General features: G+C 70.8%; 21 protein-coding genes. 14 read left to right on the top strand and 7 right to left on the bottom strand.

The annotated features are described in order from the left end of the window. Nucleotides 1-16: 16 nt before the first annotated feature. Entirely contained in the window at nt 17-790 is a 774-nt protein-coding gene (locus ABZ904_RS26375; RefSeq protein WP_361825852.1) for an MHYT domain-containing protein, read from the bottom strand. Nucleotides 791-933: 143 nt separating this feature from the next. Here ABZ904_RS26375 and ABZ904_RS26370 point away from each other — a divergent pair, with 143 nt between their 5' ends. Continuing rightward, on the top strand, nt 934-1545 hold the full coding sequence (locus ABZ904_RS26370) for a class I SAM-dependent methyltransferase (protein WP_361825850.1): 612 nt from the start codon (nt 934-936) through the stop codon (nt 1543-1545). A 24-nt stretch (nt 1546-1569) separates the two neighbouring features. On the opposite strand, the gene tnpB is transcribed toward ABZ904_RS26370, so the two are convergent. Continuing rightward, nucleotides 1570-3066, bottom strand: coding sequence for an IS607 family element RNA-guided endonuclease TnpB (gene tnpB / locus ABZ904_RS26365; RefSeq protein ID WP_361825848.1), 1497 nt, complete (start codon nt 3064-3066; stop codon nt 1570-1572). A gap of 241 nt (nt 3067-3307) precedes the next feature. Then, entirely contained in the window at nt 3308-4063 is a 756-nt protein-coding gene (locus ABZ904_RS26360; RefSeq protein WP_359397272.1) for an alpha/beta hydrolase, read from the bottom strand. A gap of 106 nt (nt 4064-4169) precedes the next feature. Here ABZ904_RS26360 and ABZ904_RS26355 point away from each other — a divergent pair, with 106 nt between their 5' ends. From ABZ904_RS26355 to ABZ904_RS26345, 3 genes are all read left to right on the top strand, one after another. Beyond that, nucleotides 4170-4703 (top strand): PadR family transcriptional regulator, encoded by a 534-nt coding sequence (locus ABZ904_RS26355; protein ID WP_359397275.1) that lies wholly within the window; start codon nt 4170-4172, stop codon nt 4701-4703. A gap of 282 nt (nt 4704-4985) precedes the next feature. Further along, nucleotides 4986-5846 carry a hypothetical protein gene (locus ABZ904_RS26350; RefSeq protein WP_360994093.1) on the top strand — a complete coding sequence of 287 codons (861 nt, stop codon included), beginning with the start codon at nt 4986-4988 and terminating at the stop codon, nt 5844-5846. A 173-nt stretch (nt 5847-6019) separates the two neighbouring features. Next, entirely contained in the window at nt 6020-7384 is a 1365-nt protein-coding gene (locus ABZ904_RS26345; protein ID WP_360994096.1) for a tannase/feruloyl esterase family alpha/beta hydrolase, read from the top strand. Nucleotides 7385-7388: 4 nt separating this feature from the next. Here the strand turns inward: ABZ904_RS26345 and ABZ904_RS26340 are convergent, their stop codons facing one another. The 3 genes from ABZ904_RS26340 to xylA all read right to left on the bottom strand — a co-directional run bounded on the left by ABZ904_RS26340 (nt 7389) and on the right by xylA (nt 9731). After that, nucleotides 7389-7571, bottom strand: a complete 183-nt coding sequence (locus ABZ904_RS26340) for a hypothetical protein (protein WP_359397282.1) — start codon at nt 7569-7571, stop codon at nt 7389-7391. A 342-nt stretch (nt 7572-7913) separates the two neighbouring features. Next, nucleotides 7914-8180 carry a hypothetical protein gene (locus ABZ904_RS26335; RefSeq protein ID WP_359397284.1) on the bottom strand — a complete coding sequence of 89 codons (267 nt, stop codon included), beginning with the start codon at nt 8178-8180 and terminating at the stop codon, nt 7914-7916. 384 nt (nt 8181-8564) lie between these two features. Beyond that, nucleotides 8565-9731: a xylose isomerase gene (xylA, locus tag ABZ904_RS26330; protein ID WP_361825844.1), complete on the bottom strand. Its 1167-nt coding sequence runs from the start codon at nt 9729-9731 to the stop codon at nt 8565-8567. Nucleotides 9732-9927: 196 nt separating this feature from the next. On the opposite strand from xylA, the gene xylB reads away from it, so the two are divergent. The 7 genes from xylB (at nt 9928) to ABZ904_RS26295 (ending at nt 19386) form a co-directional block, all read left to right on the top strand. Next, nucleotides 9928-11373: a xylulokinase gene (gene xylB / locus ABZ904_RS26325; RefSeq protein WP_360994101.1), complete on the top strand. Its 1446-nt coding sequence runs from the start codon at nt 9928-9930 to the stop codon at nt 11371-11373. A gap of 17 nt (nt 11374-11390) precedes the next feature. Continuing rightward, on the top strand, nt 11391-12599 hold the full coding sequence (locus ABZ904_RS26320) for an ROK family transcriptional regulator (protein WP_361825842.1): 1209 nt from the start codon (nt 11391-11393) through the stop codon (nt 12597-12599). Between the two features lie 338 nt (nt 12600-12937). Beyond that, nucleotides 12938-14422, top strand: a complete 1485-nt coding sequence (locus ABZ904_RS26315; RefSeq protein ID WP_361825840.1) for an APC family permease — start codon at nt 12938-12940, stop codon at nt 14420-14422. Continuing rightward, nucleotides 14419-15432, top strand: a complete 1014-nt coding sequence (locus ABZ904_RS26310) for an acetamidase/formamidase family protein (RefSeq protein WP_361825838.1) — start codon at nt 14419-14421, stop codon at nt 15430-15432. The genes ABZ904_RS26315 and ABZ904_RS26310 overlap by 4 nt, the downstream gene beginning before the upstream one ends. A 59-nt stretch (nt 15433-15491) precedes the next feature. After that, complete coding sequence (locus ABZ904_RS26305; protein ID WP_359397297.1) at nt 15492-16106, top strand: N-acetylmuramoyl-L-alanine amidase; 615 nt, start codon at nt 15492-15494, stop codon at nt 16104-16106. A gap of 183 nt (nt 16107-16289) precedes the next feature. After that, nucleotides 16290-17567: a GAF domain-containing protein gene (locus ABZ904_RS26300; protein WP_359397299.1), complete on the top strand. Its 1278-nt coding sequence runs from the start codon at nt 16290-16292 to the stop codon at nt 17565-17567. Between the two features lie 295 nt (nt 17568-17862). Continuing rightward, the gene (locus ABZ904_RS26295) at nt 17863-19386 is read left to right on the top strand and encodes an aldehyde dehydrogenase family protein (protein ID WP_361825837.1); all 1524 of its coding nucleotides are present in this window, start codon (nt 17863-17865) and stop codon (nt 19384-19386) included. 72 nt (nt 19387-19458) lie between these two features. Here ABZ904_RS26295 and ABZ904_RS26290 read toward each other — a convergent pair whose 3' ends face one another. Then, nucleotides 19459-20082, bottom strand: coding sequence for a TetR/AcrR family transcriptional regulator (locus tag ABZ904_RS26290; RefSeq protein ID WP_361825835.1), 624 nt, complete (start codon nt 20080-20082; stop codon nt 19459-19461). Between the two features lie 94 nt (nt 20083-20176). On the opposite strand from ABZ904_RS26290, the gene ABZ904_RS26285 reads away from it, so the two are divergent. The 3 genes from ABZ904_RS26285 (at nt 20177) to ABZ904_RS26275 (ending at nt 23585) form a co-directional block, all read left to right on the top strand. Then, nucleotides 20177-20932: an SDR family oxidoreductase gene (locus ABZ904_RS26285; protein WP_359397305.1), complete on the top strand. Its 756-nt coding sequence runs from the start codon at nt 20177-20179 to the stop codon at nt 20930-20932. A gap of 308 nt (nt 20933-21240) precedes the next feature. Further along, nucleotides 21241-22890, top strand: coding sequence for a serine/threonine-protein kinase (locus ABZ904_RS26280; protein WP_361825833.1), 1650 nt, complete (start codon nt 21241-21243; stop codon nt 22888-22890). After that, nucleotides 22887-23585: a hypothetical protein gene (locus ABZ904_RS26275; RefSeq protein WP_361825831.1), complete on the top strand. Its 699-nt coding sequence runs from the start codon at nt 22887-22889 to the stop codon at nt 23583-23585. The genes ABZ904_RS26280 and ABZ904_RS26275 overlap by 4 nt, the downstream gene beginning before the upstream one ends. Nucleotides 23586-23831: the final 246 nt, after the last annotated feature.

The following is a 23831-nucleotide window of genomic DNA, read 5'->3' as shown; positions in this document are numbered from 1 at the left end:
ACGTCCGGGCCCGCGGTCAGCGGGCCACACTCTCGACGGGTCGCTGGGCCGAAGCGGACGCCTCCCGTTCGCCGGCGGTCGGCGACAGCGCGACGAATGCCGAGGTCAGGAACAGGTAGGACCCGAGGCCGACGGCGAGGGGGAAGATGAACTGCATCGCCGTGGCCCCGGGCAGGGCCGCGCCGGGCGGCGCGACGTGAACGCTCACCGCGAACATCCCGGTGTAGTGCATGCTGGTGACCGCCGCGCCCATGACAAGCGAGGCGATGGTGACCGCGACGGGTGACTTGATGTTCAGTCCCGCCCACAGGGCCGCCGTCGCCGCGACCACGGCGATCAGGACGGAGACCCCGACGAACACAGGGTCGTAGCGCACCGTCCCGTGCAGCCGCAGTGCCGCCATGCCGAGGTAGTGCATGCTCGCGACGCCGAGGCCGGTCGTCAGCCCGCCGAGGACGAGCGCCCTGGCGCGGTCCCTGCCGTAGCCGACGGCAAAGACGCCGGCGCCGACCATGACCATGGCGACCAGCAGGCTCAGGATGGTCAGTGGCACGTCGTAGCGGATCTCGGTTCCGGAGACGCCGAAGCCGAGCATGGCAACGAAGTGCATGGTCCAGATACCGGTGCCGATCGCCGAGGCCCCGGTGATGAGCCAGTTGCGACGCGATCTGCCCGTGGTGCCCAGCGCGCGGACCATACAGCGCAGCCCGAGGGCGGCGCCTATGCACGCCATCACGTACGACAGCACGGGGGTAAGCCAGCCGAATGCGGCGTGGTCCAGGTGTCCCATGGCTCCGGGACGCTAGTCGCGACGGGGGCGCGCGACGGACGCGCAGTTCGAAAGCTGTTGGAATCTGACACAGAAAGAACTAGGAAGGATCACGTCACGCTCGAACATGTGCACTGCGGCGTCGTTCGCGGAGGTGAGAGATCATGCGAAGCATGAGCGATGACCACACGCACGTTCAGGAGTTCTTCGGGGCGCGCGCAGCCGACTGGGACACCCGGTTTCCCGACGACGGCCCGGCATACGCCGCCGCTGTGGACGCTCTCGGGCTGCGCGAGGGCGACCACGTGCTCGACGCGGGCTGCGGAACGGGGCGGGCCCTCACGCCGCTGCGAGCGGCCGTGGGGCGCTCCGGAGTGGTCCTGGGGGCCGATCTGACCCCGGCGATGCTCGAGGCCGCTGTGCGGGCGGGAAGGAACCGTGACGGCGTGTTGCTGCTCGCGGACGTGGCGGCGCTGCCCCTGCGCACGGAGTCCCTCGACGCGGTCTTCGCAGCGGGCCTGATCGCACATCTCCCCCACCCTGCCGAGAACCTGCGGGAGTTGGCGCGCGTGGTACGGCCCGGCGGACTTCTCGCGCTGTTCCATCCCATCGGCCGGGCCGCCCTCGCGGCCCGGCAGGGCCGGCAGATCACCCCCGACGATCTGCGCGCCGAGTCCAATCTCGGCCCGCTGCTGGCCGGTTCCGGCTGGCGGATGACGTCCTACGCCGACGAGGACGCGCGTTTCCTCGCCTTGGCCGTCCGCCTCGAGGTCTGAGTCTCACCGTTGCCGAGACCGTAGTCAGGTCTCAGCATTCCGGGTATTCCGGCCCGGAAGGTCCGTCACATCACCGAAGCGTTGGACTTCGGCTTGAGTACGGTCTCTCGCTTCCTGCTGCCGCTGGTGCGGCAGGGCTGCGCCACCTGCCCGCCCCGCCCCGGCCTTGCGGCTGGAGCGGGTGGTGCGGGTCTTCTGGTCGGCTCCACGAGGCTTCGACACCCGAGGGGCGTCCTGGTCTCCGGCCACTCCGGTACCAGTTGCTGCTGCCGCGAGGGCGGCGAGGTTGCGTGCCGCGTTCTCGTCCCGGTCGAGGACCAGGCCGCAGACATCGCATCGGTAGGTCCGCACGTGCAAGGGCAGCTTGGCTTTCACCGCACCACACTCCGAGCAGGTCTTGGAGGAGGGGAACCAGCGGTGGGCGACCACGATGCGGCAGCCGTCGCGCCGGGTTTTGTAGGTGAGCTGGCGGCGGATCTCCCCGAACCCGGCGTCAGCGATCTTCCGGGCCAGACGACGGTTGCGGAGCATCCCGGCAACGTTCAAGTCCTCGACGACGGTGCCGTACACGTCGGTGACCTTGGCGGTCAGTTTGTGCAGGGCATCGGCGCGCAGGTTCGCCACCCGGTAGTGCAGCCGATTGCGTTGCTCGTTCGCCTTTAGCCATCGTTTCGAGGGCTGCCGGCCGGTTGGCCCATCCGGTCCCCGGCGGCGACAGACACGGCGGGACAGGCGCCGCAGGTGCGCGAGCGCAGTATCCAAGTGTTTCGGATTCGGCGCGTAGCGGATCTCCCCGGTGCCGTCGGCCATCACGGCCAGGTGCTTGACGCCCAGGTCGATGCCGACCCTCACGTCGGGCCGGGCAACGCGGTTGATGTCCCGCCTGGCCTCGATCTGGAAGGCCACGAACCAGCGTCCCCGTTCGTGCCGCACGGTCGCGGACAGGATCCGCGCCGTGCCCGCCAGGATCCGCTCCCGCAACTCTCCGGCCTTCTCGTGCAGGCGGATTCTTCCGAGCCGCGGCAGGGTGACGTGCCGGCCGTCGGCCTCGATACGGATCGTGCCGGTAGTGAACCGGCAGGCCAGACGCGCCACGCGCTTCGACTTCCGCCTCGGCATCCCCACCCGGGCGCCCTGACGGGCACCGCGCTTGGACTTCGCGTAGTTGTCGAACGCCGCGGACGCGTTCGCCAGGCCCGTGTTATAGGCCTCCTTGGAGTTCTCCTGCCACCAGGAGGTGAAGCGGGGGTCGGTGTGCTTGGCCTGGTTGAACGCCTTCCGCAGCACGGGAAGCGACCACGACCGCCACGGCGTCACATCGTCCGCGCTGACGCCGTAGGTCTCTTCGGCCTTCCTCTGCCGCCACGACGCGGTCACCCACGACACCGCCCAGTTATAGGCGGCACGGGCGGCACCGCAATGCGAGCGCAGCGCCCGCTCCTGACTCGCATTCGCATTCGCATCCAGCGCGAACCGGTACCCCTGCACCACGAAACCAGGCTGCGGCCGGAACTTCTTCATCCGCCCAAGGCCTCCAGCGGCGCAACCAGGGCGACGTGCACAGTCGCCGTGCGTTCGCAGCCCATACCAGCCTTAATCAGGAAGCGACGGTCACCTTCAACCGGGAGCATATTGCCGTTCATCACCCATCGCCAGACAGTCTGGCAGCCCACGCCCTGCCGGCACGGCCACTCGGAAAAACTTCACGCCGGCGATATATGCCTACATACGACTATGCATGTCGACGCAATCGCAGCAGTCTTCAGCCCCCAGCGACTTCGACCGCGAACGCGTCCGGGTTGTCGAACATGACGTTATGGCCCGCGCCCGGCACGGTCACCACGCGCACGCCCGCGGCCTCCAGGCCTTCTCTGCCCTCCAGTTCACCGCTCAGCTCGCCCTGGAGATAGACCCGGTCGACCGTCATCGCCTCGAGCAGGCGGCGCATCGTGGGGTTCGTGCCCCGCACGAGGTGTGTCGCCGTGCGGTGGAGGGCGCGCGGGTCGGCGAGGCGCATGGTGGCGGCCCAGTCGGGACCGACCTTCTCGAGCACGCGCGCGTGGCCACCGTTTTCTACGTACTCCTCCTCCGTGTAAGTGGCGATACCGCTGCTGCCGGAGCCGACCGGCGGGTCGGGATCGAGGTTGGCCTCGACGAGTACCAGCCGTGAGACGAGGTCGGGTCGCCGGTGGCCCAGCACGATGGCCACGGAGCCACCCATGCTGTGCGCGACGACTTCGGCCCCGGTCACCGCCGCCGCGTCCAGTGCGGCGGCCAGCGCGTCGGCATGGTCCTCCAGCGTGTAGCCGAAGGCCGCGGGGCGGTCACTGATGCCGTGCCCGGGCAGGTCGACGAAGAGAGTACGGCGACCCGCGAGTTCGGGCCGTGCCGCTATGTGTGCGTTGTAGACCGCCGAGGACGCACCCAGTCCGTGCACGTAGACACGCGCGGGTTCTGTCCCGGGCGTCTCTGTCCAGCGGATCACGCTTCCGCTGCCGTCGAACTCCGCCTGCCTCATCGGCGTCTCCTTCGCGCTCTCGCCGCCGTCCTCTTGCCCAGGAAGATACCTCGGATGCGATATATAGCGAAGCTGATGTACCGCGTCCGTAGGACAGAATGCACGCATGCTGGATCTCGCCATCCTCGGCTTTCTCCACGACGCTCCGCTGCACGGCTATGAGCTGCGCAAACGCATCACCGCGTTGACCGGGCATGTGCGTCCCGTCGCGGAGAGCACGCTGTACCCCGCGATCAAGCGGCTGGAGAAGGCGGGACTGCTGGCACGGACCACCCAGCCCGGCTCGGTGGCGGCTCCGCGGCATGTCCTGACCCTCACCGACGAGGGCCGGGAGGAACTGCGCCGCAGGCTCGCGGAACCCGCGCAACGCGACATCACCGACGAGAACCGCTGGTTCACGGTGCTGGCCTTCCTCAGGCACTTGCAGGACCCGGCGGCACAGGCAGCCGTGCTGCGGCGCAGGCTCGCCTTCCTCCAGCAGCCCACGAGCTTCTTCTACGAGGGCGACCGCCCGCTGCGTGCCGAGGAGCTGGACGACCCCTTCCGGCGCGGCATCCTCACCATCGCGCGGGCCACCAGCCGGGCCGAACTGACGTGGCTGCGCACGACGCTCGACTCGCTTGAGGAAACAGGGGGCTAGGCCCCGACGCTGACTTGAGGAACAGATGGGCTGGGCCCTTCACCGGACGGTGCAGGTTTTCATGGCGCCGACCGGAGGTGTGCTCAGATCGGCGAGGCGACGGCCGTTCGGGAAGCAATTGGTCTCCCGTTTCCGGGATCCCGGGCGACGTGTTCATGACTTCGTCCGGCCGTTTCGCCCGGTCCGCCGGACAAGTGCAGCTCCTCGTGGGATTCGCAGTCGTGACAACTGGCTCGCGGGCGCAATAGGGTGCGCCGACAGACGAACGATGGGGAGGATGGCATGGCCGGGACGGACGAGGAGGCCGTCGCAGCCGAGGACGACGCGCTGTACGTGCTGACGGCGGTTCTGCTGACGCCCGCGCAGTTCCCGAGTGTGCTCGGTGACGACTATCCGGAGGCCTGCGCGGCCCTCGACCTGCCACCTGTGGTGGACGGATACGGACTCGTGCTCGGCCAGGACAGCGACGGTGCGCGCTGGACCGTGGTCATCGACGATGTCTCGCTGGTGGCTGTGGCGATCGCTTCCTGGGACTGCGGCATGGAGTACGACCTGTCGCCCGACGAGCGAACGGTTGTCGCCGCCCTGCCGGGCTGGCCGCTGGACGTGGCCGTCGCGGCGCCCGGCGTGCCCGCGCCGCACGATCCGGCACCGGAAATCATCGACCGCAAACCGCTCTCCCCGCCGGACACCGACATCTGGGGTCCCGCACAACGGCGACTGGGCGCCGACGAGATCGCGCTCCGGTGGGCCATATGGCGCGATCAGCTCGCTGATGCCGTCTTCAAACCCGCAGCAGCCCCGTCAGCGGACGGCGAGCAGGCCGAACCGGCCGAACCCGCCGAACCGGCCGAAGGCAGCACACTGAGCAGTCCCCGCAGCCCTGTTCGCCGCGTCCTCGACGAGGCACGCGGGTACGTGGACACTCCTCCGCCTCTCGGGCGTGTCCGTTCCTCGTTCGCACCGGGTGACGCGCGCACTCTGCGTGCCGACGGCCCGGGCTGGTCCATCGTCGCGAGGACCGACGACATCGCGTTCGTCCTCCTCGACGAGCAGCCCGGCCAGGTGGTCCCGGTGGGCCGCGGGCCGGAGTTGCCGGGCCTTCTCGAGGCGCTCGACAAGCTGGCGGTGCGCCCCCTCTGAGCCAGCGGGCCATCTGAACCGGAAGACGAAGTGCGGAGCCCCTGGGGCGGGGGTTGCGTTGCGGATCCCCATACCCGCTACGGCACCACTGTGGCCCGCACCCATATTCGGTGCGCTCGCCTGGCCGCAGCATGGGGCCACCCCGCGCTCCCGTCCTACCCGGAAGCCCCGCCATGCGCCTGTCCCGAAGCGTCGTGTTGTTCGCCGCCGCCCTGCTGACCTCGGCCCTCACGGGTCCCGCGGCAGCGGTCGGCGGTGGCCATTGCGAACGACAGGAGCGGGTGCGGATACCCGGTGCGGAGCTTCAGCAGAGCGCCTGCCTCGATGATCTGACGACGGCCGGGCTCGCCGGGACCCCGTACACGGACATGGCCGACCAGGCGGGACTCACCGCCAAGGCCACCCGCAATCCGTCCGGCGTGCCGGGACTGCAGATCGACGGGTACTTCCCGGACGACTCGCACTTCAACAACACGCACGGCTGGCAGCACGACGCGCAGTTCGTCATCCGGCTGCCCGACCGGTGGAACGGCGGCCTCGTGGTCACGGGTGCTCCCGGTACGCGCAAGCAGTACGCGACCGACACGGCCATCTCCGACCGGGTACTGGCGCAGGGCTACGCCTACGCGGCGACCGACAAGGGCAACAGCGGGTCGGACTTCTACCGCGACGGGACCCGCCCGGGTGACGCGGTCGCCGAGTGGAACCGGCGTACGACGCAGCTTACGCTCGCCGCCAAGCGCGCGGTGGCCCAACGCTACGGCCGCGCGCCCCGTCGCACCTACATGACCGGGATCTCCAACGGCGGCTACCTGACGCGCTGGCAACTGGAGCACCGTCCGGAGCTGTACGACGGCGGCGTGGACTGGGAGGGCGCCCTCTGGACGGCAGACGGCCCGAACCTCCTGACGTCGCTGCCCGTCGCCGTTGCCCGGATGTTCGGCTCGGCTCGGGACGAGGACCTCTACGCGGCCGGGTTCGCGCCCGGGTCGGAGTTCCTTTGGCCGTACCACGAGAAGGCCTACTGGGGTGTCACCCAGAAGATCTACCGGGCCGAGTTCGACCCGTGGTACGACACCGCCTGCCCGGGCGCGTCCGCCGGGTCGACGGTGGAGCAGATCCTGGCGCCCTGCCCCTCGGACGCGGCGTACGACTATGCGGCACGCCCGGCGTCCGTGCATCGCGCGGTGGCCCGGGTCGCCCTCACCGGGCGGATCGGCAGGCCGCTGATCACTCTGCAGGGCGACCTGGACACCCTGCTGCCCAAGGCCACGGACTCGGACGTCTACGCGGGCATGGTGACCCGGAGCGGGCGCGGGCCGCTGCACCGCTACTACACCATCGAGGGCGGCACGCACGTGGACGGCCTCTACGACACCTATCCCGACCGGCTGCGGCCGATCCTGCCGTGCTATCGGGCCGCCTTCGACGCGCTCACCGCCTGGGTGGAGCGGGGCGTGCGGCCGCCCGCGGACCATGCCGTCGGCAGGCCCGCGGGCGGTGATGTGACCGGCTCCTGCACGCTGGCGGGAGACTAGCCCTTCAGCGGCCCAGTTCCTTGCGTGCGACCCGGCGCAGCCGGCGCCGCTGGGAGGGGTCCAGGGTCAGGTACGCCGCAGCCGGAACCCCCAGCACGATCAGGAGGGCGGCCCACCAGGGCAACCAGATCAACAGGATGAGCCCGACCAGCACACCCCCTGCGGCGATCTTCGCGTTTCTCGACATATGTCGCCTCCTTCGCGGCCACGGCCGCTCGCGGGCCTCGGCGGCTCCGCTCTCTGTTGTGAGAACGGGAGCATGCTGCGTGCGGTTCCAGGCGGTGACCCTGATACAACCCTGAGCCGCGACCCTCAGCCGCCCCGCAGAAGCCTTCGGCGACTGCGGCTGGTTCAAGTATGAGCGCGTTCGGCGAACCCGACCCGCGCTTGTTCGGGGCCGCGCAAGCGGCTGGTCGTCGTCCTGGGCGTACTGGAGGGCGTACCCAGGACGACGAACGGCATCGAGCGGGCGCACACCACGCGCGCGTGGATCACGGCACGCCGGTTCTCCAGCGCTCGCGGGCCGGTCTCAGGGCGATGCCGCGGGTGTGGCGAAGAGCGACTCGATGCCGCTCGGCAGCTTGCTCGGAACGTCACTCGGAAGCTCGCTGGGAAGCCATGACGGCAGCTTGCTCGGCAGGCTCGAGGGGAGCTCGGAGGGCAGCCGGGAAGGAATGCCGACGGACGGGGCCGACGGGCGGCTCGCGCCGGCACTGCTGTCGGCGGGTGACTTGCGCTGCGAGGAGTCGCCATCACCGCTCACCGCCAGGAACACGGCCACGATCACGAGGGCCACGGCCACGGCGATCGCGAGGAACAGGGTGTTGCGGCGCGGAGCGGGCCCGCCGGGAGGTGACGGTGGCGGCTGCGGAGGAAGGCCGCTGCCGCGGCCCGACGACCAGTGTCCGCCACCCGGAGGCGGATCATAGCCGCCCGGCGGATGGCCGCGGGCAGGCGTTCCGTGGTGCCCTCCGGGCGGAGGACCGAACCCACCGTGGTCCCACGGCGGCGTGTCTCCCGGCGGCTGGGGTGGCATGGGCGGCGTGGCCATAGCGACCAGAGTCGCCGCGAACCGTTCAGGGCACGACCCCCGCGCGGCAGTTGATACGGACTCATGTCATGGATCGCATGATTCCGGAGCATTCCGCGCGAGGGCCGGCCGGGCGGCGTCACACGACGATCAGCCGCGCGCACCCAGCAGGTGGTCCATGGCCAGCTGGTCCAGGCGCTCGAAGGCCATGCCGCGTGCGGCGGCCGCTTCCACGTCGAACTCCTCGAAGGCACCGCGGTCCGAGAGCAGGGCCTCGAGTCCGTCACCAGCGGTCGGCTGCGCCAGCTCGTCCAGACGGGACGCGCGCAGCGCCTCCTGGACCTCCGGGTCCGAACGGAAGGCGGCGGAGCGCTCCTTGAGGATGAGGTAGTTGCGCATGCAGCCCGCGGCCGAAGCCCAGACGCCGTCGAGGTCCTCGGTCCGCGGCGGCTTGAAGTCGAAGTGGCGCGGCCCGCTGTAACCGGCGGTCTCCAGCAGGTCGACCAGCCAGAACGCCGACCTCAGGTCACCCGCGCCGAAACGCAGGTCCTGGTCGTACTTGATGCCGGACTGGCCGTTGAGGTCGATGTGGAAGAGCTTGCCCGCCCACAGGGCCTGGGCGATGCCGTGCGGGAAGTTGAGGCCGGCCATCTGCTCGTGGCCCACCTCGGGGTTGACACCGTAGAGCTCCGGGCGCTCCAGGCGCTCGATGAACGCGAGGGCATGGCCGACCGTCGGCAGCAGGATGTCACCGCGCGGCTCGTTCGGCTTGGGCTCGATGGCGAAGCGCAGGTCGTAGCCCTGAGCGGTGACGTACTCACCGAGGAGGTCGAAGGCCTCCTTCATGCGGTCGAGCGCCGCGCGCACGTCCTTGGCGGCGCCCGACTCGGCACCCTCCCGGCCGCCCCAGGCGACATACGTCTTCGCGCCCAGCTCCACCGCCAGGTCGATGTTGCGGATGGTCTTGCGCAGCGCGTAGCGGCGCACGTCCCGGTCGTTGGCGGTGAACGCGCCGTCCTTGAAGACAGGGTGCGTGAACAGGTTGGTGGTGGCCATCGGCACGGTCATCCCGGTGGCGTCGAGCGCCTGCCGGAAGCGCTTGATGTGAGCCTCGCGCTCGGTGTCCGAGGACCCGAAGGGGATCAGGTCGTCGTCGTGGAAGGTCACGCCGTAGGCCCCGAGCTCGGCGAGGCGCTGCACCGTCTCCGCCGGGTCCAGGGCACGCCGGGTGGCGTCACCGAAGGGGTCCCGTCCCTGCCAGCCGACGGTCCACAGGCCGAAGGTGAACCTGTCCTCGGGGGTGGGCTGGTAGTTCATGCCGCGGCTCCTTGCTCGCTGAAGACTATTTCGTCATGGCGCTTAACAAATTAGTATGCGGAGGCAAGTCTGGGAAGAGACGAAGTGTTCCCCTCGAGGGGACTTCGTACGGTGACGATGCGTGTACGCCGGGCCCAGCCGGTCAGCGACACGCCCACAGACCAGATCCCGCGAGCCGCGGAAGAGGGAGAGCCCGATGTCAGCAGCCGAGGGTCCGCTCGTCGTCGGGGTGGACTCGTCCACCCAGTCCACCAAGGCCCTGGTCGTCGACGCATCGACCGGACAGGTGGTGGCGAGCGGTCAGGCGCCGCACACCGTCTCGACGGGCGCGGGCCGCGAGAGCGATCCGCGGCAGTGGTGGGACGCCCTGTGCGAGGCCCTGCACCAGTGTGGCGAGCCGGCCCACGAGGCCGCCGCGGTGTCGATCGGGGGCCAGCAGCACGGCCTGGTGACTCTGGACGCGCACGGCGATCCCGTGCGTCCGGCCCTGCTGTGGAACGACGTGCGGTCGGCGCCGCAGGCCCACCGTCTGGTGGAGGAACTGGGCGGCCCCAAGGCCTGGGCGGACCGCACGGGAAGCGTGCCGGGGCCGTCCTTCACGGTCACCAAGTGGGCCTGGCTGGCGGAGCACGAGCCGGAGGCCGTCCGCGCGACCGCGGCCGTACGCCTGCCCCACGACTATCTGACCGAACTCCTGACGGGACAGGGCACGACCGACCGGGGCGATGCCTCCGGCACCGGCTGGTGGGCCTCCGCCACGGAGTCGTACGACGAGGAGGTCCTCGCACATGTGGGCCTCGACCCCGCCCTGCTGCCGCGGGTGGTGCAGCCCGGCGAGGTCGCCGGGACGGTGCGCGACGCGCATGACCTGCCGTTCTCCAAGGGCACCCTGGTCGCACCCGGCACCGGCGACAATGCGGCCGCCGCGCTGGGCCTCGGCCTGCGCCCCGGCGTTCCGGTGCTGAGCCTCGGCACCTCGGGAACCGTCTACGCGGTCTCGAAGCGACGCCCCACCGACCCGACCGGCACCGTGGCGGGCTTCGCGGACGCGCACGGCGACTGGCTGCCGCTGGCCTGCACGCTGAACTGCACGCTGGCCATCGACCGGATCGCCACCTTGCTGGGCCTGGACCGCGAGGCCGTCGAGCCGAGCCGGGGCGTGACGCTGCTCCCGTATCTCGACGGTGAGCGCACTCCGGCTCTCCCGCACGCCTCGGGCCTGCTGCACGGCCTGCGGCACGACACGGCACCCGGCCAGCTGCTCCAGGCCGCGTACGACGGTGCGGTGCACTCGCTGCTGGGCGCCCTCGGCCTGGTGCTCGACGCGGATGCGGACCGCACGGCTCCGCTGCTCCTGATCGGCGGTGGCGCCCGGGGCACCGCCTGGCAGGACACCGTGCGACGGCTCTCGGGTCGTCCCGTCCAGGTGCCGGAGGCGAAGGAACTGGTCGCGCTGGGCGCCGCGGCTCAGGCAGCCGGACTGCTGACCGGCGAGGACCCGGCCGCCGTCGCGCGCCGCTGGGACACTGCCCGCGGGCCGGTGCTGGAAGCCGTGGAGCGGGACGACGCCACCCTGGCGAGGATCGCCGAGGTACTCTCCGACGCGGCGCCGCTGCTGGAGCGGGCGCCGGACCAGCCCTGACGAGATCAGAGGGAGGCATGACCGCACCACTGCACGAAGTCCATCCCTCCGGCCCTGGTCGCCGGCTGCCCGACACGCAGCAGGGCATGCGGCGCCGCAATCTGGCGCGGGTCATGCACACCGTGAGCGCCGAGGGACCGCTGTCGCGTGCCGCCGTCGCCTCACGGATCGGGCTGACCAGGGCGGCGGTCTCCACACTCGTCGACGAGCTGATCCGGGCGGGACTGCTGGAGGAGCTCGGACCGGAGCGCCCCGGCCGGGTCGGGCGGCCCGGGTCCGCCCTCGCCGTCAGCGGCCGCGGGCCCGCCGGCATCGGCGCCGAGATCGGTGTCGACCACCTCACCGTGTGCGCGGTCGACCTGCGCGGCGTCGTCCGCGCCCGGGCGGAGCGGCACGGCACGAACCGCGGTCGCGCACCGCAGCCCGTGCTCGACGAACTGTCCGCCCTGGTGGGTCAGGTCGCCGCGGAGACGGAGCGGGAGGGGCTGTGGCCGGCCGGTGTCGCCGTCGCCGTGCCCGGTCTGGTCGCGCGCGACGCCCGGACCGTGGTCCGCGCCCCCAACCTCGACTGGCATGAAGTCGACCTGGCTCCGCTGCTGCCGGCCGGGCTGCCGCTGACCGTGGACAACGAGGCCAACTTCGGCTCCTTGGCGGAACTCTGGCTCGGCGAGGACACGCCCCGTGACTTCCTGCATGTCTCGGCGGAGATCGGCATCGGCGGTGCGGTGGTCGTGGACGGGCGGCTGCTGCGCGGGACGCGTGGCTTCGCGGGCGAACTGGGACATGTGCCGGTGCGCCCGGAGGGGCCGGAGTGCGCGTGCGGCGGACGCGGCTGTCTTGAGCAGTACGCCGGCGAGGAGGCCGTGCTGCGGGCGGCCGGGCTGACTCCGGGCGAGGACCACGTCGAACTGCTCGCCGAGCGTGCCGCGCAGGGCGACAAGGACGTGCGCCGGGCCCTGCGGGGCGCCGGAACCGCACTCGGTATCGCGCTGACGGGCGCGGTCAATCTGCTGGACCCGGAGGCGGTCGTGCTCGGCGGAGCGCTGGCGGCTCTCGCACCCTGGCTGCTGCCGGCCCTGGAGCAGGAACTGGCACGGCGGACGGCAGGGCCTTCGTGCGCCGTGTCCGTCTCACAGCTGGGGTCCGAGGGGCCACTGCTCGGTGCCGCGCACTCGGTGGTGCGTGCGGTACTCGACGATCCGGCGGCCGTGGGCGGACGGTTGTAGAGGCGGGCATCCGGCGGTCGGGGCCGGCCCGCTGGGTGGCCGGCCAACTGGCTGGCGCAGGCTGATCTCCGGCGGCCGCGGCCAGCGGGCCGTTGCCACCTGATTTCCGGCAGCCGTCGAGTTCCTTGCCTGGCGCTCAATTGCCCGGGGCTTCTTTCGCGGAGGTGCTTCCCCGGAGGCCCTCTCCCCCGAACGGGTGCCGGAGTTTTCCACAGTCCCGGGCTTTTCCACCGATGACACCGCCCTCTTCCTGCCCAACCACCCACCGCCGTACGGTGATTCACGCGAGCCGCAGCCGTCGGACAGCGGCCGGCCATCAGCCGAATCGGGGGGTTCACATGGCAGGGGAAACGGCTTTGGGACTGCGGCGTGAGGCGATCGGCCTGCGCGAGGTCCTCTTCCAGAGCATCACGGCGATGGCACCGGCGGCAGCGGTCGCGGCGTCCATTCCGTCGGGCGCGGCCTTCGCGGGCGGCAGCCTGCCGCTGTCGGTCCTCGTGGCCCTGGTGGCCTGCCTGTTCACCGCGTCCTGCGTGGCCGAGCTGGCACGGCAGCTACCCGCCGCCGGCTCGGTGGCGACCTATGCGGCGCAAGGGCTGCATCCGGCCATCGGCTTCCTCGTGGGCTGGGGCTATGTGTTCGTGGAGGCGCTGGTGGCGCCCCTGCTGCTCCTTCAGCTGGGCTTCACGACGGCGGGCACGCTGCACGAGGAGTGGAGTTCGTACCCGGCCGACCTGTGGTGGCCGTGGTCCCTCGCCGGCGCCGTGGTCATCGCGGCGGCGGGCTACTTCGGGGTGCGCGCCTCAGCCCGCTTCGGCACGGTCCTCGGTGCCTTCGAGGTACTGGTCTTCCTGGCCTTCGCCGTCTGGCTCATCGTCAAAGCGGGCGGCGGCAACACCCTGTCGGTGTTCGGGACCTCGCACACCGCCAAGGGGTATGACGGCATCGGCGGAGTGTTCGCCGGATCGGTGTACACGGTGCTCGCCTTCGCCGGATTCGAGGCGGCGGCGCCGCTCGCGGAGGAGACCAAGAATCCGCGGCGGACGATGCATCGTGCGGTCCTCGGGGCGGCGCTGGCGATAGGCCTCTTCTATGTGGTGACGACCTATGCGATGACGGTGTTCGTCGGCCCGGACCGCTTCGCCGGCTTCGGCGCGTCGGGAGCGGCGTCCTGGGAGGGCGTGGCCCGTGCGTCCTTCGGGCTCTTCTGGATCCTGGTGTTCCTTGCCGTCGTCAACTCCACCATCGCCAACGCGAACGCGTGCTCCAACGTCTCGACCCGTACGGCCTTCGCACTGGCACGGATCAGGGTCTTCCCGTCCCTCTTCGCGCGCCTGCACCCCCGGTACCGCTCCCCGGTCGCCGGTGTCGCCGTCCAGGCCGCGCTGGCCGTGGTGGTCATGCTGGGCCTCGGCCTGTACTACGACCCCGTCACTGCGTTCCTGCTGCTGGCCACTGTCATCGTGACGGTCGTCATCGGTGTGTACATCGTGGTCAACTTCGCGTGCGCCGGCTACTTCCTGCGCCGCAGGCGTGAGTTGTTCAGCCCGGTGCGGCATCTTCTGTTCCCGCTGCTGGGCGTCGTCGCCTTCGTGCCCGCTCTGCTGACCGCGGCAGGTCTCCCGGTGTTCGACTTCGTGTCCGCGCTGTCCGCGCCCGTGTCCTACGCGGGGCCCGTCGTCGGTGTCTGGATCGCCGCCGGGGTCGTGGTGCTGCTGGTCCAGCTGCGGCTGCATCCCGGACGCATAGCCGAGACCGCCCGCGTCCATCTCGACGAGTCCCCCGCACCCGACCTTCCGCAGAACGGAGCCGTGCAATCATGAGCGACCCGCGAGTCCTGACCGTGCGACCCGCATCCGGCGAGTACGCCTGGACGTTCGGCGGGGCGCCGCCCGTCGCACGGATCGCGCCGGGCACCGTACTGGACCTGTACACCGAGGACTGTTTCGCCGGGCGGGTACGGTCCGAGAAGGACCTGGTGTCCGAGGTGTGCGAGTTCCCGTTCCTCAATCCGCAGACCGGTCCCTTCCATGTCGAGGACGCCGAGCCGGGCGACACACTCGCGGTCCACTTCGTCTCGATCGAACCGGCCCGGGACTGGGCGGCCTCGACCACGGTCCCGCTGTTCGGCGCGCTGACCTCGACGCACACCACGGCGACGCTCCAGCCGCCGCTGCCCGAGACGGTGTGGATCTGGCAGCTCGACCGGGACCGGCGCACCGCCCTGTTCACCGCGCGCGACAGTGACATCCGCATCGAGCTGCCCATGGACCCGATGCACGGCACGGTGGGTGTGGCGCCTGCCAACCTGGAGGTGCGTTCCGCGCTGGTGCCCGATGCGCACGGCGGGAACATGGACACACCGGAGATGCGGGCAGGCGTCACGTGCTACCTGGGCGTGAACGTCGAGGGTGGCCTGGTCAGTCTGGGTGACGGGCATGCCCGGCAGGGCGAGGGCGAGACCTGCGGTGTGGCCGTCGAGTGCGCGATGAACACCGTGGTGATCGTCGAACTGCTGAAGGAGATCGCCACCCCCTGGCCGCGCATCGAGTCCGATACTCACATCATCTCGACGGGCTCGGCCCGTCCGTTGGAGGACGCGTTCCGGATATCCCAACTCGATCTGGTGCAGTGGCTGGTGCGCGACTACGGGTTCAGCGAACTGGACGCCTACCAGTTCGCCACCCAGACGGTCGAGTCGCCGCTCGCGAACGTCTGCGACACCAACTACACGTGCGTGGCCAAGCTCCGCAAGGACTGGCTGCCCGCGCGGGAGACACATCGCGGAATGCATACGCAACTACGCGAAACGGCAGACGCACTGAGGCGTTGAGTACACCGGAGTCAAGATCGGCACAGCTGAGAGCAGCACACGCGGAAGGCATTCTGTCCATGGAACGATCCGCATCGCACGGAGCGGGACGCCCTACGAGCAGGCGGCGGTTGCTGAAGGGCGCGGCCCTGGCGGCGGTACCCTACGCGCTGCTTCCCGCGGTACCGGCCGGTGCCCGTCCCAAGGTCGTGGACCAACCCTCGGCCGACTGGTTGGGGGCGAATCCCTCCAACTTCACGGCCTCCGACCGGCCGGTGAGCCACCCGCTCGACCTGGTGGTCATCCATGTGACACAGGCGACCTATCCGAACACGCTGGGGATCTTCCAGAACCCGCGCAAGCACGTGTCCGCGCACTATGTCGTCCGGTCGGTGGACGGGCACATCGCCCAATGCGTCCGTGAACACGACATCGCCTGGCACGCGGGCAACTGGCCCTACAACACGCGCAGCATCGGTATCGAGCACGAAGGGTGGGTGGACCGGCCCGGATACTTCACGAACTCCCTCTACGAGGAGTCGGCCCGGCTCACGGCGGCGATCTGCACCAGACACGGCATTCCGAAGGACCGGGCACACATCATCGGCCACTACGAAGTCCCGGGCACGGACCACACCGATCCGGGCCCGAACTGGGACTGGACCCGCTACATGAGGCTGGTCGACTTCGCTTGAACTGAGGACGACGGTGCTCGCCCTGGCAAGGGCGAGGCGGCCTGGCACGAACGGGCGCTACGGGTCTGCTCGGGACCGGACCTTCCGGTGGTCTCGTTCGGGGCGATGACGGTCGAAACGGTTGTCGGCGGCCACCCCGGGAGTGACGATGTCCCCAGCGCACCACCGTCCCGGGAGGCCGAGTTGACCGATCCGTGGGTGGCCCTGGAACCAGGGGCCGATCCTGCCGCACGGGTGCGGGAGCTGCGTCGCGCCCACGAGACGTTCACGGCGGTGGGCACGGTGGCCCAGAGGGTGCGTCCGGTGGTGGCCGACTCGTGGCGGCGCTCCGCTCGGGCGGGTGTGGGACCGGACGGCACGGCACGGGTGGAACTGACGGACGGGGACCTCGGTTCCTATCGGGCGGAGCATCCGCTGGCTCGGGTGATGCCTCTGGTCCGTGAGCTGATGGGCCCGTTCGCGGCGGACGGCGAACATCTGCTGGCGGTGTGCGACGCACAGGGCAGGCTGCTGTGGGTCGAGGGGCATCCGGCGACGCGGCGGCGGGCGGACAGCATGAACTTCGTGCCCGGTGCGCGCTGGGCGGAGTCGGCGATGGGGACCAACGCGCCGGGGACAGCCGTCGCCGTGGACCGGGCGGTGCAGGTGTTCGCGGCCGAGCACTTCGCCTCGCGGGTCCAGCCCTGGACGTGCGCGGCGGCGCCGGTACACGATCCGCGTACCGGGCGGCTGCTCGGGGCGCTGGACATCACCGGCGGGGACAGGCTCGCACACCCGCACAGCCTGGGGTTCGTGCAGGCGGTGGCGCGCGCCGCCGAGTCTCAGCTGGCGCTGCTGGCCCCGGCCGAGGCCGCCGCGGACACCTGGGAACTGGCGGCGCTGGGCCGCGACGAGGCGCAACTCCTCGCCGGTGGGCGGAAGATCCGGCTGAGCCGTCGGCACAGCGAGATCCTGGTGCTGCTGGCCCGTCATCCGGAGGGACTCACCGGCGACGAACTGCTGTGCGCGTTGTACGAGGACGAGTCGGTGACGCCGGTGACGTTGCGGGCCGAACTGGCGCGGCTACGCCGGATCCTCGGTCCCGGTCTGCTGGCCTCACGACCCTACCGGCTCACGGCCGCGGTCGAATCCGATGTCGCCATCGTGGAAAGGCGGTTGGCGGCAGGAGCGGTGGCCGAGGCAGCGGCCGCCTACCGGGGCCCCGTACTGCCGGGTTCGCAGGCACCGGCAGTGGCACGGCTGCGGCGCACGCTCGGCGACGGACTGCGGTCGGCGCTGATCGCCCACCGCGACCCCGACCTGCTGGCGGCCTGGGCGCACGCGCCGTGGGGCGAGGACGACGTCGACATCTGGCGGGCCCTCGCCGTGGTGCAGCCGACAGCGGCGGTACGCACGCGCCTCCAGTGGCTGGAGTCGGAACTCGCGGCTCCGCCGGGGTGGGCGCGTCCGGCACCGCGCTGACACGCGGCACGCCACGGCACACGGCTCGCGGCGCGATACCCGCTTGGGGCCGCCCTCCGCCCGACCCTTCGACACGGCCGCCTCACAACACCCGCCGGGAGGGACACGGTCCGCCACCTCCCTGACACGCGCCACGCCACAACACACGGCTCGCCACCCGACACAGCCAGCGGACAGCCCCCACCCCTCGACCCGACCCGACCCCGTCGCAACGTACTCGCAACGTCCTCCGCTCTAGCCTCCCGGCCGAGAGCTGCCCAACGGCGGGCAGCGCTTTCCCGGGAGGCAGACTCGTATGACCCGTTACGCAGCGCCCGGCACCGAGGGCGCGATCGTCTCCTACCAGGCGCGCTACGACCACTTCATCGGCGGCGAGTACGTGCCGCCGGCCCGCGGTCAGTACTTCGAGAACCCGACTCCGGTGAACGGTCAGCCGTTCACGGAGATCGCGCGGGGTACGGCCGAGGACGTGGAGCGCGCCCTGGACGCGGCGCACGCCGCCGCGCCTGCCTGGGGCCGTACGTCCGTGACCGAGCGCTCCGACATCCTCCGGAAGATCGCCGACCGGATGGAGGCCAACCTGGAGCAACTGGCGGTGGCGGAGAGCTGGGAGAACGGCAAGCCCGTCCGGGAGACCCTGGCCGCGGACATTCCGCTCGCCATCGACCACTTCCGCTACTTCGCGGGCGCGATCCGGGCGCAGGAGGGTTCGCTCGGCGAGGTCGACGACGACACGGTGGCGTACCACTTCCACGAGCCGCTCGGTGTGGTCGCGCAGATCATCCCCTGGAACTTCCCCATCCTCATGGCCACATGGAAGCTCGCGCCGGCTCTGGCGGCGGGCAACGCGGTCGTGCTGAAGCCGGCCGAGCAGACCCCGGCGTCCATCCATGTCTGGCTGAGCCTGGTCGCGGACCTGCTGCCGCCGGGAGTGGTGAACATCGTCAACGGGTTCGGCGTGGAGGCGGGCAAGCCGCTGGCCTCCAGCCCCCGCGTGGCGAAGGTCGCGTTCACGGGCGAGACCACCACGGGCCGGCTGATCATGCAGTACGCGTCCGAGAACATCACTCCGGTGACGCTGGAACTCGGCGGAAAGTCCCCGAACATCTTCTTCGAGGACGTCTGGTCGGCAAACGACGACTTCCGCGACAAGGCGCTGGAAGGCTTCACGATGTTCGCGCTGAACCAGGGCGAGGTGTGCACCTGCCCGTCGCGGGCGCTGGTGCAGCGTGGCCACTACGCGGAGTTCATGGAGGCCGCGGTGGCCCGCACCGAGAAGATCGTGAGCGGGCACCCGCTGGACACCGACACGATGATCGGCGCGCAGGCGTCGAACGACCAGCTGGAGAAGATCCTCTCCTACCTGGACATCGGTCGGCAGGAAGGCGCGAAGGTCCTCACGGGTGGCGAACGCCTCGAGCACGACGGCGAGTTGAAGGGCGGTTACTACGTCCAGCCGACGATCTTCGAGGGCGACAACCGGATGCGGATCTTCCAGGAGGAGATCTTCGGACCGGTGGTGTCGGTGACGTCGTTCCACGACTTCGACGACGCCATCAAGATCGCCAATGACACCCTGTACGGGCTCGGGGCCGGCGTGTGGACCCGGGACGTCAACACCGCCTACCGCGCGGGCCGTGCGATCCAGGCGGGCCGGGTCTGGACGAACTGCTACCACGCCTACCCGGCGCACGCGGCGTTCGGCGGCTACAAGGGCTCGGGCATCGGCCGGGAGAACCACAAGATGATGCTGGAGCACTACCAGCAGACGAAGAACCTCCTGGTGTCGTACTCGCCGAAGAAGCTGGGCTTCTTCTAGGCACCGGAAGAGGGGCGCCTGACCAGGGCAGATGCCCGGCAGGCGCCCCTTTTGCCGTTCCCGCCGGGTCTGTCAGACCGCCGGCGCCCCGGGCTCCGGTGCGGGAGCGCCGAGGAGCTGGTCGATGCCCAGGTCGAGGGCTGCTTCGAGGTGCGCGAGAGAGCCGGTGGCCATGAGGATCGAGACACCGCCCTGGATGCCCGCGAGCAGGGCGGCCGCGGCGCGGTCGGCGTCCAGGCCGGCTGAGATCTCGCGCCGGTTCTGCATGGCCCGGATTCCGGCGGCGATCTGGGCCTGCCACGAGGCGAGCAGTTCCGTGGTGACGGCCTGCGCGCCGGGCGTGGCCTGGGTCAGCTGGGAGGTCAGCATGCCGAGCGGGCACCGCTGGCCTTGCCGGCGGTAGCGGTCGACGACCGCGTCCCGCCAGTTGCGCCAGGCCTCCCAGGAGGTGAGTTCACCGAGGTAGGGCTGCTGGTCGGACAGGACGCGGCCGGCCTCGTGCCGGGCCACGGCGAGCAGGAGCTCCTCCTTGCCGCTGGGGAAGTAGTGGAAGAGCTGGCTCTTGCTGGTGGCCGTGCGGGAGCGGATGTCGTCCAGGGTCGTCTCGGTCACGCCGCGCTCGCGGATCTCCTCCGCGGCTCCTTCGATGATGCGTTGCCTGGTGGCTGCGCCCTTGGCAGTCAGTCGTGATGCCATGCCACCATCCTGCCATTTTCTGGACTTGCAGGTCCATTTTCTGGGTGGCAGGTTTGCCGTTCCCAGGCGATTCAGCGCAGAAAGGCACGGCATCATGACGCAGCGACTCACCGGGCGGACCGCCCTGGTCACCGGTTCCACCACGGGCCTCGGCGCCGCCATCGCGGAGGCCCTGGCCGCCGCGGGCGCGTTCGTCGTCGTCAGCGGACGCGACGAGCGTCGCGGAGCTGACGTGGTGGCGCGCATCGAGAAGGACGGCGGTGCGGCGGCCTTCGTCAAGGCGGATCTGTCCTCGGGCGCCGATGTGATCGGGCGCTTCGCCACCGACGCGGTCGCCGCGGCCGGCGGACGGATCGATGTGCTCGTCAACAATGCGGCACTCCTGCTCACGCCCACCCCCACCGCAGAGGTGGCACAGGAGACCATCGACGAGGCGCTGGCCGTGAGCGTGCGGTCGATGTTCCTCCTCACCGGTCTGCTGGCACCGTCCATGGCCGAGCGCGGCCACGGCGCCGTGGTCAATCTGGGGTCCATCAGCGGTATGCGGGGGACGGCGCAGTCGGCGCTCTACAGCATGACCAAGGCGGCTGTGCACTCGCTCACCGCGTCGTGGGCCGCGGAGTACGGGCCGCAGGGAGTCCGGGTCAACACCGTCGCGCCCGGCCCCACTCTGACGGAGAAGGTGGCGGCGATGGAGGAGCACCTGACCCCGATCATCGCGCGCATGCCCTCCCGCCGCGCCGGCACCCCGGAGGAGGTGGCCGCCGCCGTGGTATTCCTCGCGAGCGACGAGGCGTCCCAGGTCCATGGCGCCACCCTCACCGTCGACGGCGGATTCACCGCGGTGTAGTGGGACAGCGGCGCGGCGCCGCCGAAGACAGGTCCGCTCGAGCGGTACGTCAGTGCCCACTCGGTGATCCCGTCCTCGGCGCGCCGGCCGGTCCGCCGACCGACTTCACCGCGGCTCCCGGGAAGGTAGCCCGCCCGCGGTGTCGGCCCGGTACATCCGGTGCCATGTGGTCCCCGGTCACGCCCGGGCACACGGGTGGACCGGTCCGGACGCCTGCAACCGAATCCGCCGAAAACGTGTCTCTGTCCGCGTGGTCCGAAGCTCCTGCGGGCAAGGAGCCTTTGGAAGCCGCGGCAGGGGGGACTGCGATGACGGCGTGGGCGGTACCGGGGTATTCCGAGTCGGTCGAGCTCGGTTCAGGGGCAAGTGGGCGCGTAGTACAGGCCGTGCACGAGCAGACCGGTGTGCCGGTCGCCGTGAAGTACCTCAGCGATTCGCTGCGGACGCGCCCGGACTTCGTGCACGGATTCCGCGCCGAGGCGCAACTGCTCGGCGGCCTGGAGAGCCCATACGTCGCCGGACTCTACGAGTACGTGGAGGCGACACAGGGCGCCGCCATCGTGATGGAACTGGTCGACGGCGTCTCCTTGCGGACCCTGCTGACCAGGCAGGGCCCTCTCTCCCCCGAGTCCGCGCTCGTCGTGCTCAAGGGGTCCCTGCTCGGCCTGGCCGACGCGCACCGGGTCGGTGTGGTCCACCGGGACTACAAGCCGGAGAACGTCCTGGTCACGCCGGAGGGTGCGTCCAAGCTCGTCGACTTCGGCATCGCGGTGGACTCCGGCGTCAGGGCAGGCATCGCCGGAACCCCCGCCTACATGGCCCCGGAGCAATGGACGGGCGCACCCGCCTCCCCCGCCGGCGACGTGTACGCGGCCACCGCCACGTTCTTCGAATGCCTGACGGGCCGCAAGCCCTACTCGGGCGACAACCTGGCCGAGTTGGCGCTCCAGCACGTGGAGGCGCCCGTACCCGTGGAGGACGTGCCCGAGGCGGTGCGTTCGCTGGTCTACCGGGGACTGGCCAAGTCGGCGGCGGGGCGTCCGGCGGACGCGGCGGCGTTCGTCGCCGACCTGGAGGAGACCGCCGTCGTCTCCTACGGGGGCGACTGGGAGGAGCGCGGCCGTGGCGGGCTCGCCTCGCTGGTGGCTCTGCTGCTGTTTCTGCGGCCTTCCGTCCGGGAGACGTCCCACGCACCCACGGACACAGCCCGCACGGTGCTGGCCTCGGGTCCTCGCGGGGGACGCCTCCACGCCTGGCGGCCCACGTGGCCGGGCATCGCCGTGTCGGCCCTCGCTCTGCTCCTCGCGATCCTGCTGGCGCGGGGTAACGATCTTGGGGTCGGGGTCGCCGGGCAGGCGGCGCAGGCCCTGGCCACCACGAGCGCCACGCCCGCTTCCGGCGCCGGCCCGGTCGCTCCCACCGCAGAGACGCAAGCGCCGCCGACCACCACGGCCCCCGCCGCCTCGCCGTCCGGTCCGGGCCCCGGCGACACCGGTCCGCCGTCGGCCCCGGTCACCGCCTCCGCCGCACCACCGGGGTCCACGGCCGGCGCCGGGGGGACGACCGCGCTCCCCACCGTGCCGGGCTCTACCAGCCCGACGGCGGTCATTTCCCCGTCAGCGCCCGCTACGGCGGCGGTCAAGGAGGTAGCGGTGGCCGCCTTCCAGCAGACAGGCCCGGCCACGGCGACCGCGACGATCACGGTCACCACGGACGGCACCGGACCGGTCTCGATCAGCGTCGGCTGGTTCACGGGCAACGCCAGCGGGCAACCGGGCTCCGCGGACGGTGAGCCCACGTCCTCTCAGCGAAGCGGCGCGACGCAGTACACACTCACCATCGACCACACCTTCCAGGGAACTGCCTGCTACTGGACGGTGCAGGCCACGACCAGCCCGGCCCCCGCCAGTGGCGCCGCTTCGCAGCAGCTTCTGACCCGGCAGTGTGAGATCCGATGACTGCGCCCGACGACCGCCTGCCCGCGCCGGACTCGACGACAAGGCGCCTGTCCAAGGCGCGGTACCCGTCCACGCAGGACGCACCTGGGGACAGCGACGAATACAGCGCCACCGTGCTGTCCAGCCACTGGATCCAGCGGCCGCACGGCGACGCCACCGTGGTGGACGTCCCGGCGGCAGCGGCGTCGCCCGACCGCGTCGACGGCACTGTTCTGCGCTTCGGCCCCGGAGTCACGGCCGCTCTCGCGCACCGCATGCACGCCACGCTTCCCCAGGCGGCGGCGCCCACGGCGCCGCCACGCGGCCGCCTCCGCCGGCACGCGCTGCCTGCGCTCGTGCTGATCGCCGTCGTCGTGTTCCTGCTCTGGCAGGAGCACTTCTCGGCGCCCGTCGCCGTACGCGAGGTCACCGTGACGGCCGCGCAACAGACCATGGGATGCGACGAGACCGCGGATCTCGTCGGAGTCCTCCGGACGAACGGCCGGAAGGGCACGCTCTCCTACCGCTGGGTACGCAACGACGGCACAGCCTCGGCCACACTGCACGCGGCCGTCGCCCAAGGCCACGACCAGGCACGGGTCCATCTGCTGTGGACCTTCCAGGGCCGGGGCCACTACGCGGCCACGGCGGAACTCCGTGTGCTGTCCCCCACGCGCCGCACGGCAAGCGTCCAGTTCACGTACGACTGCCGCTGAGCGGTTCGCCCAACGCGGGAACCCCGCCTCGCACATGACGGGACGGGGTGGGGAACTGGTCGTTTTCGGATGTGCAGGAGCGTGTGTGAGTGTGCAGGAGCATGTACTGGTTCGTGGCGTTGCAGCGCGCACGTCGTATGGCGGGCACTGATGAGTTCCTAACGGACGTCAAGCAGATCGTGGTGATCTCGGGGCTTGGTTCGTAGGGTGGTTGTCGACGGGCCGGTTGCCGGAGCGCTTCGCGAC

Origin of the sequence: Streptomyces sp. NPDC046900 (assembly GCF_040644975.1) — a bacterium.
GTDB lineage: Bacteria > Actinomycetota > Actinomycetes > Streptomycetales > Streptomycetaceae > Streptomyces.
The sequence above is the reverse complement of the archived record's forward strand: the minus strand, read 5'-3'. Positions and strand labels throughout refer to the sequence as shown.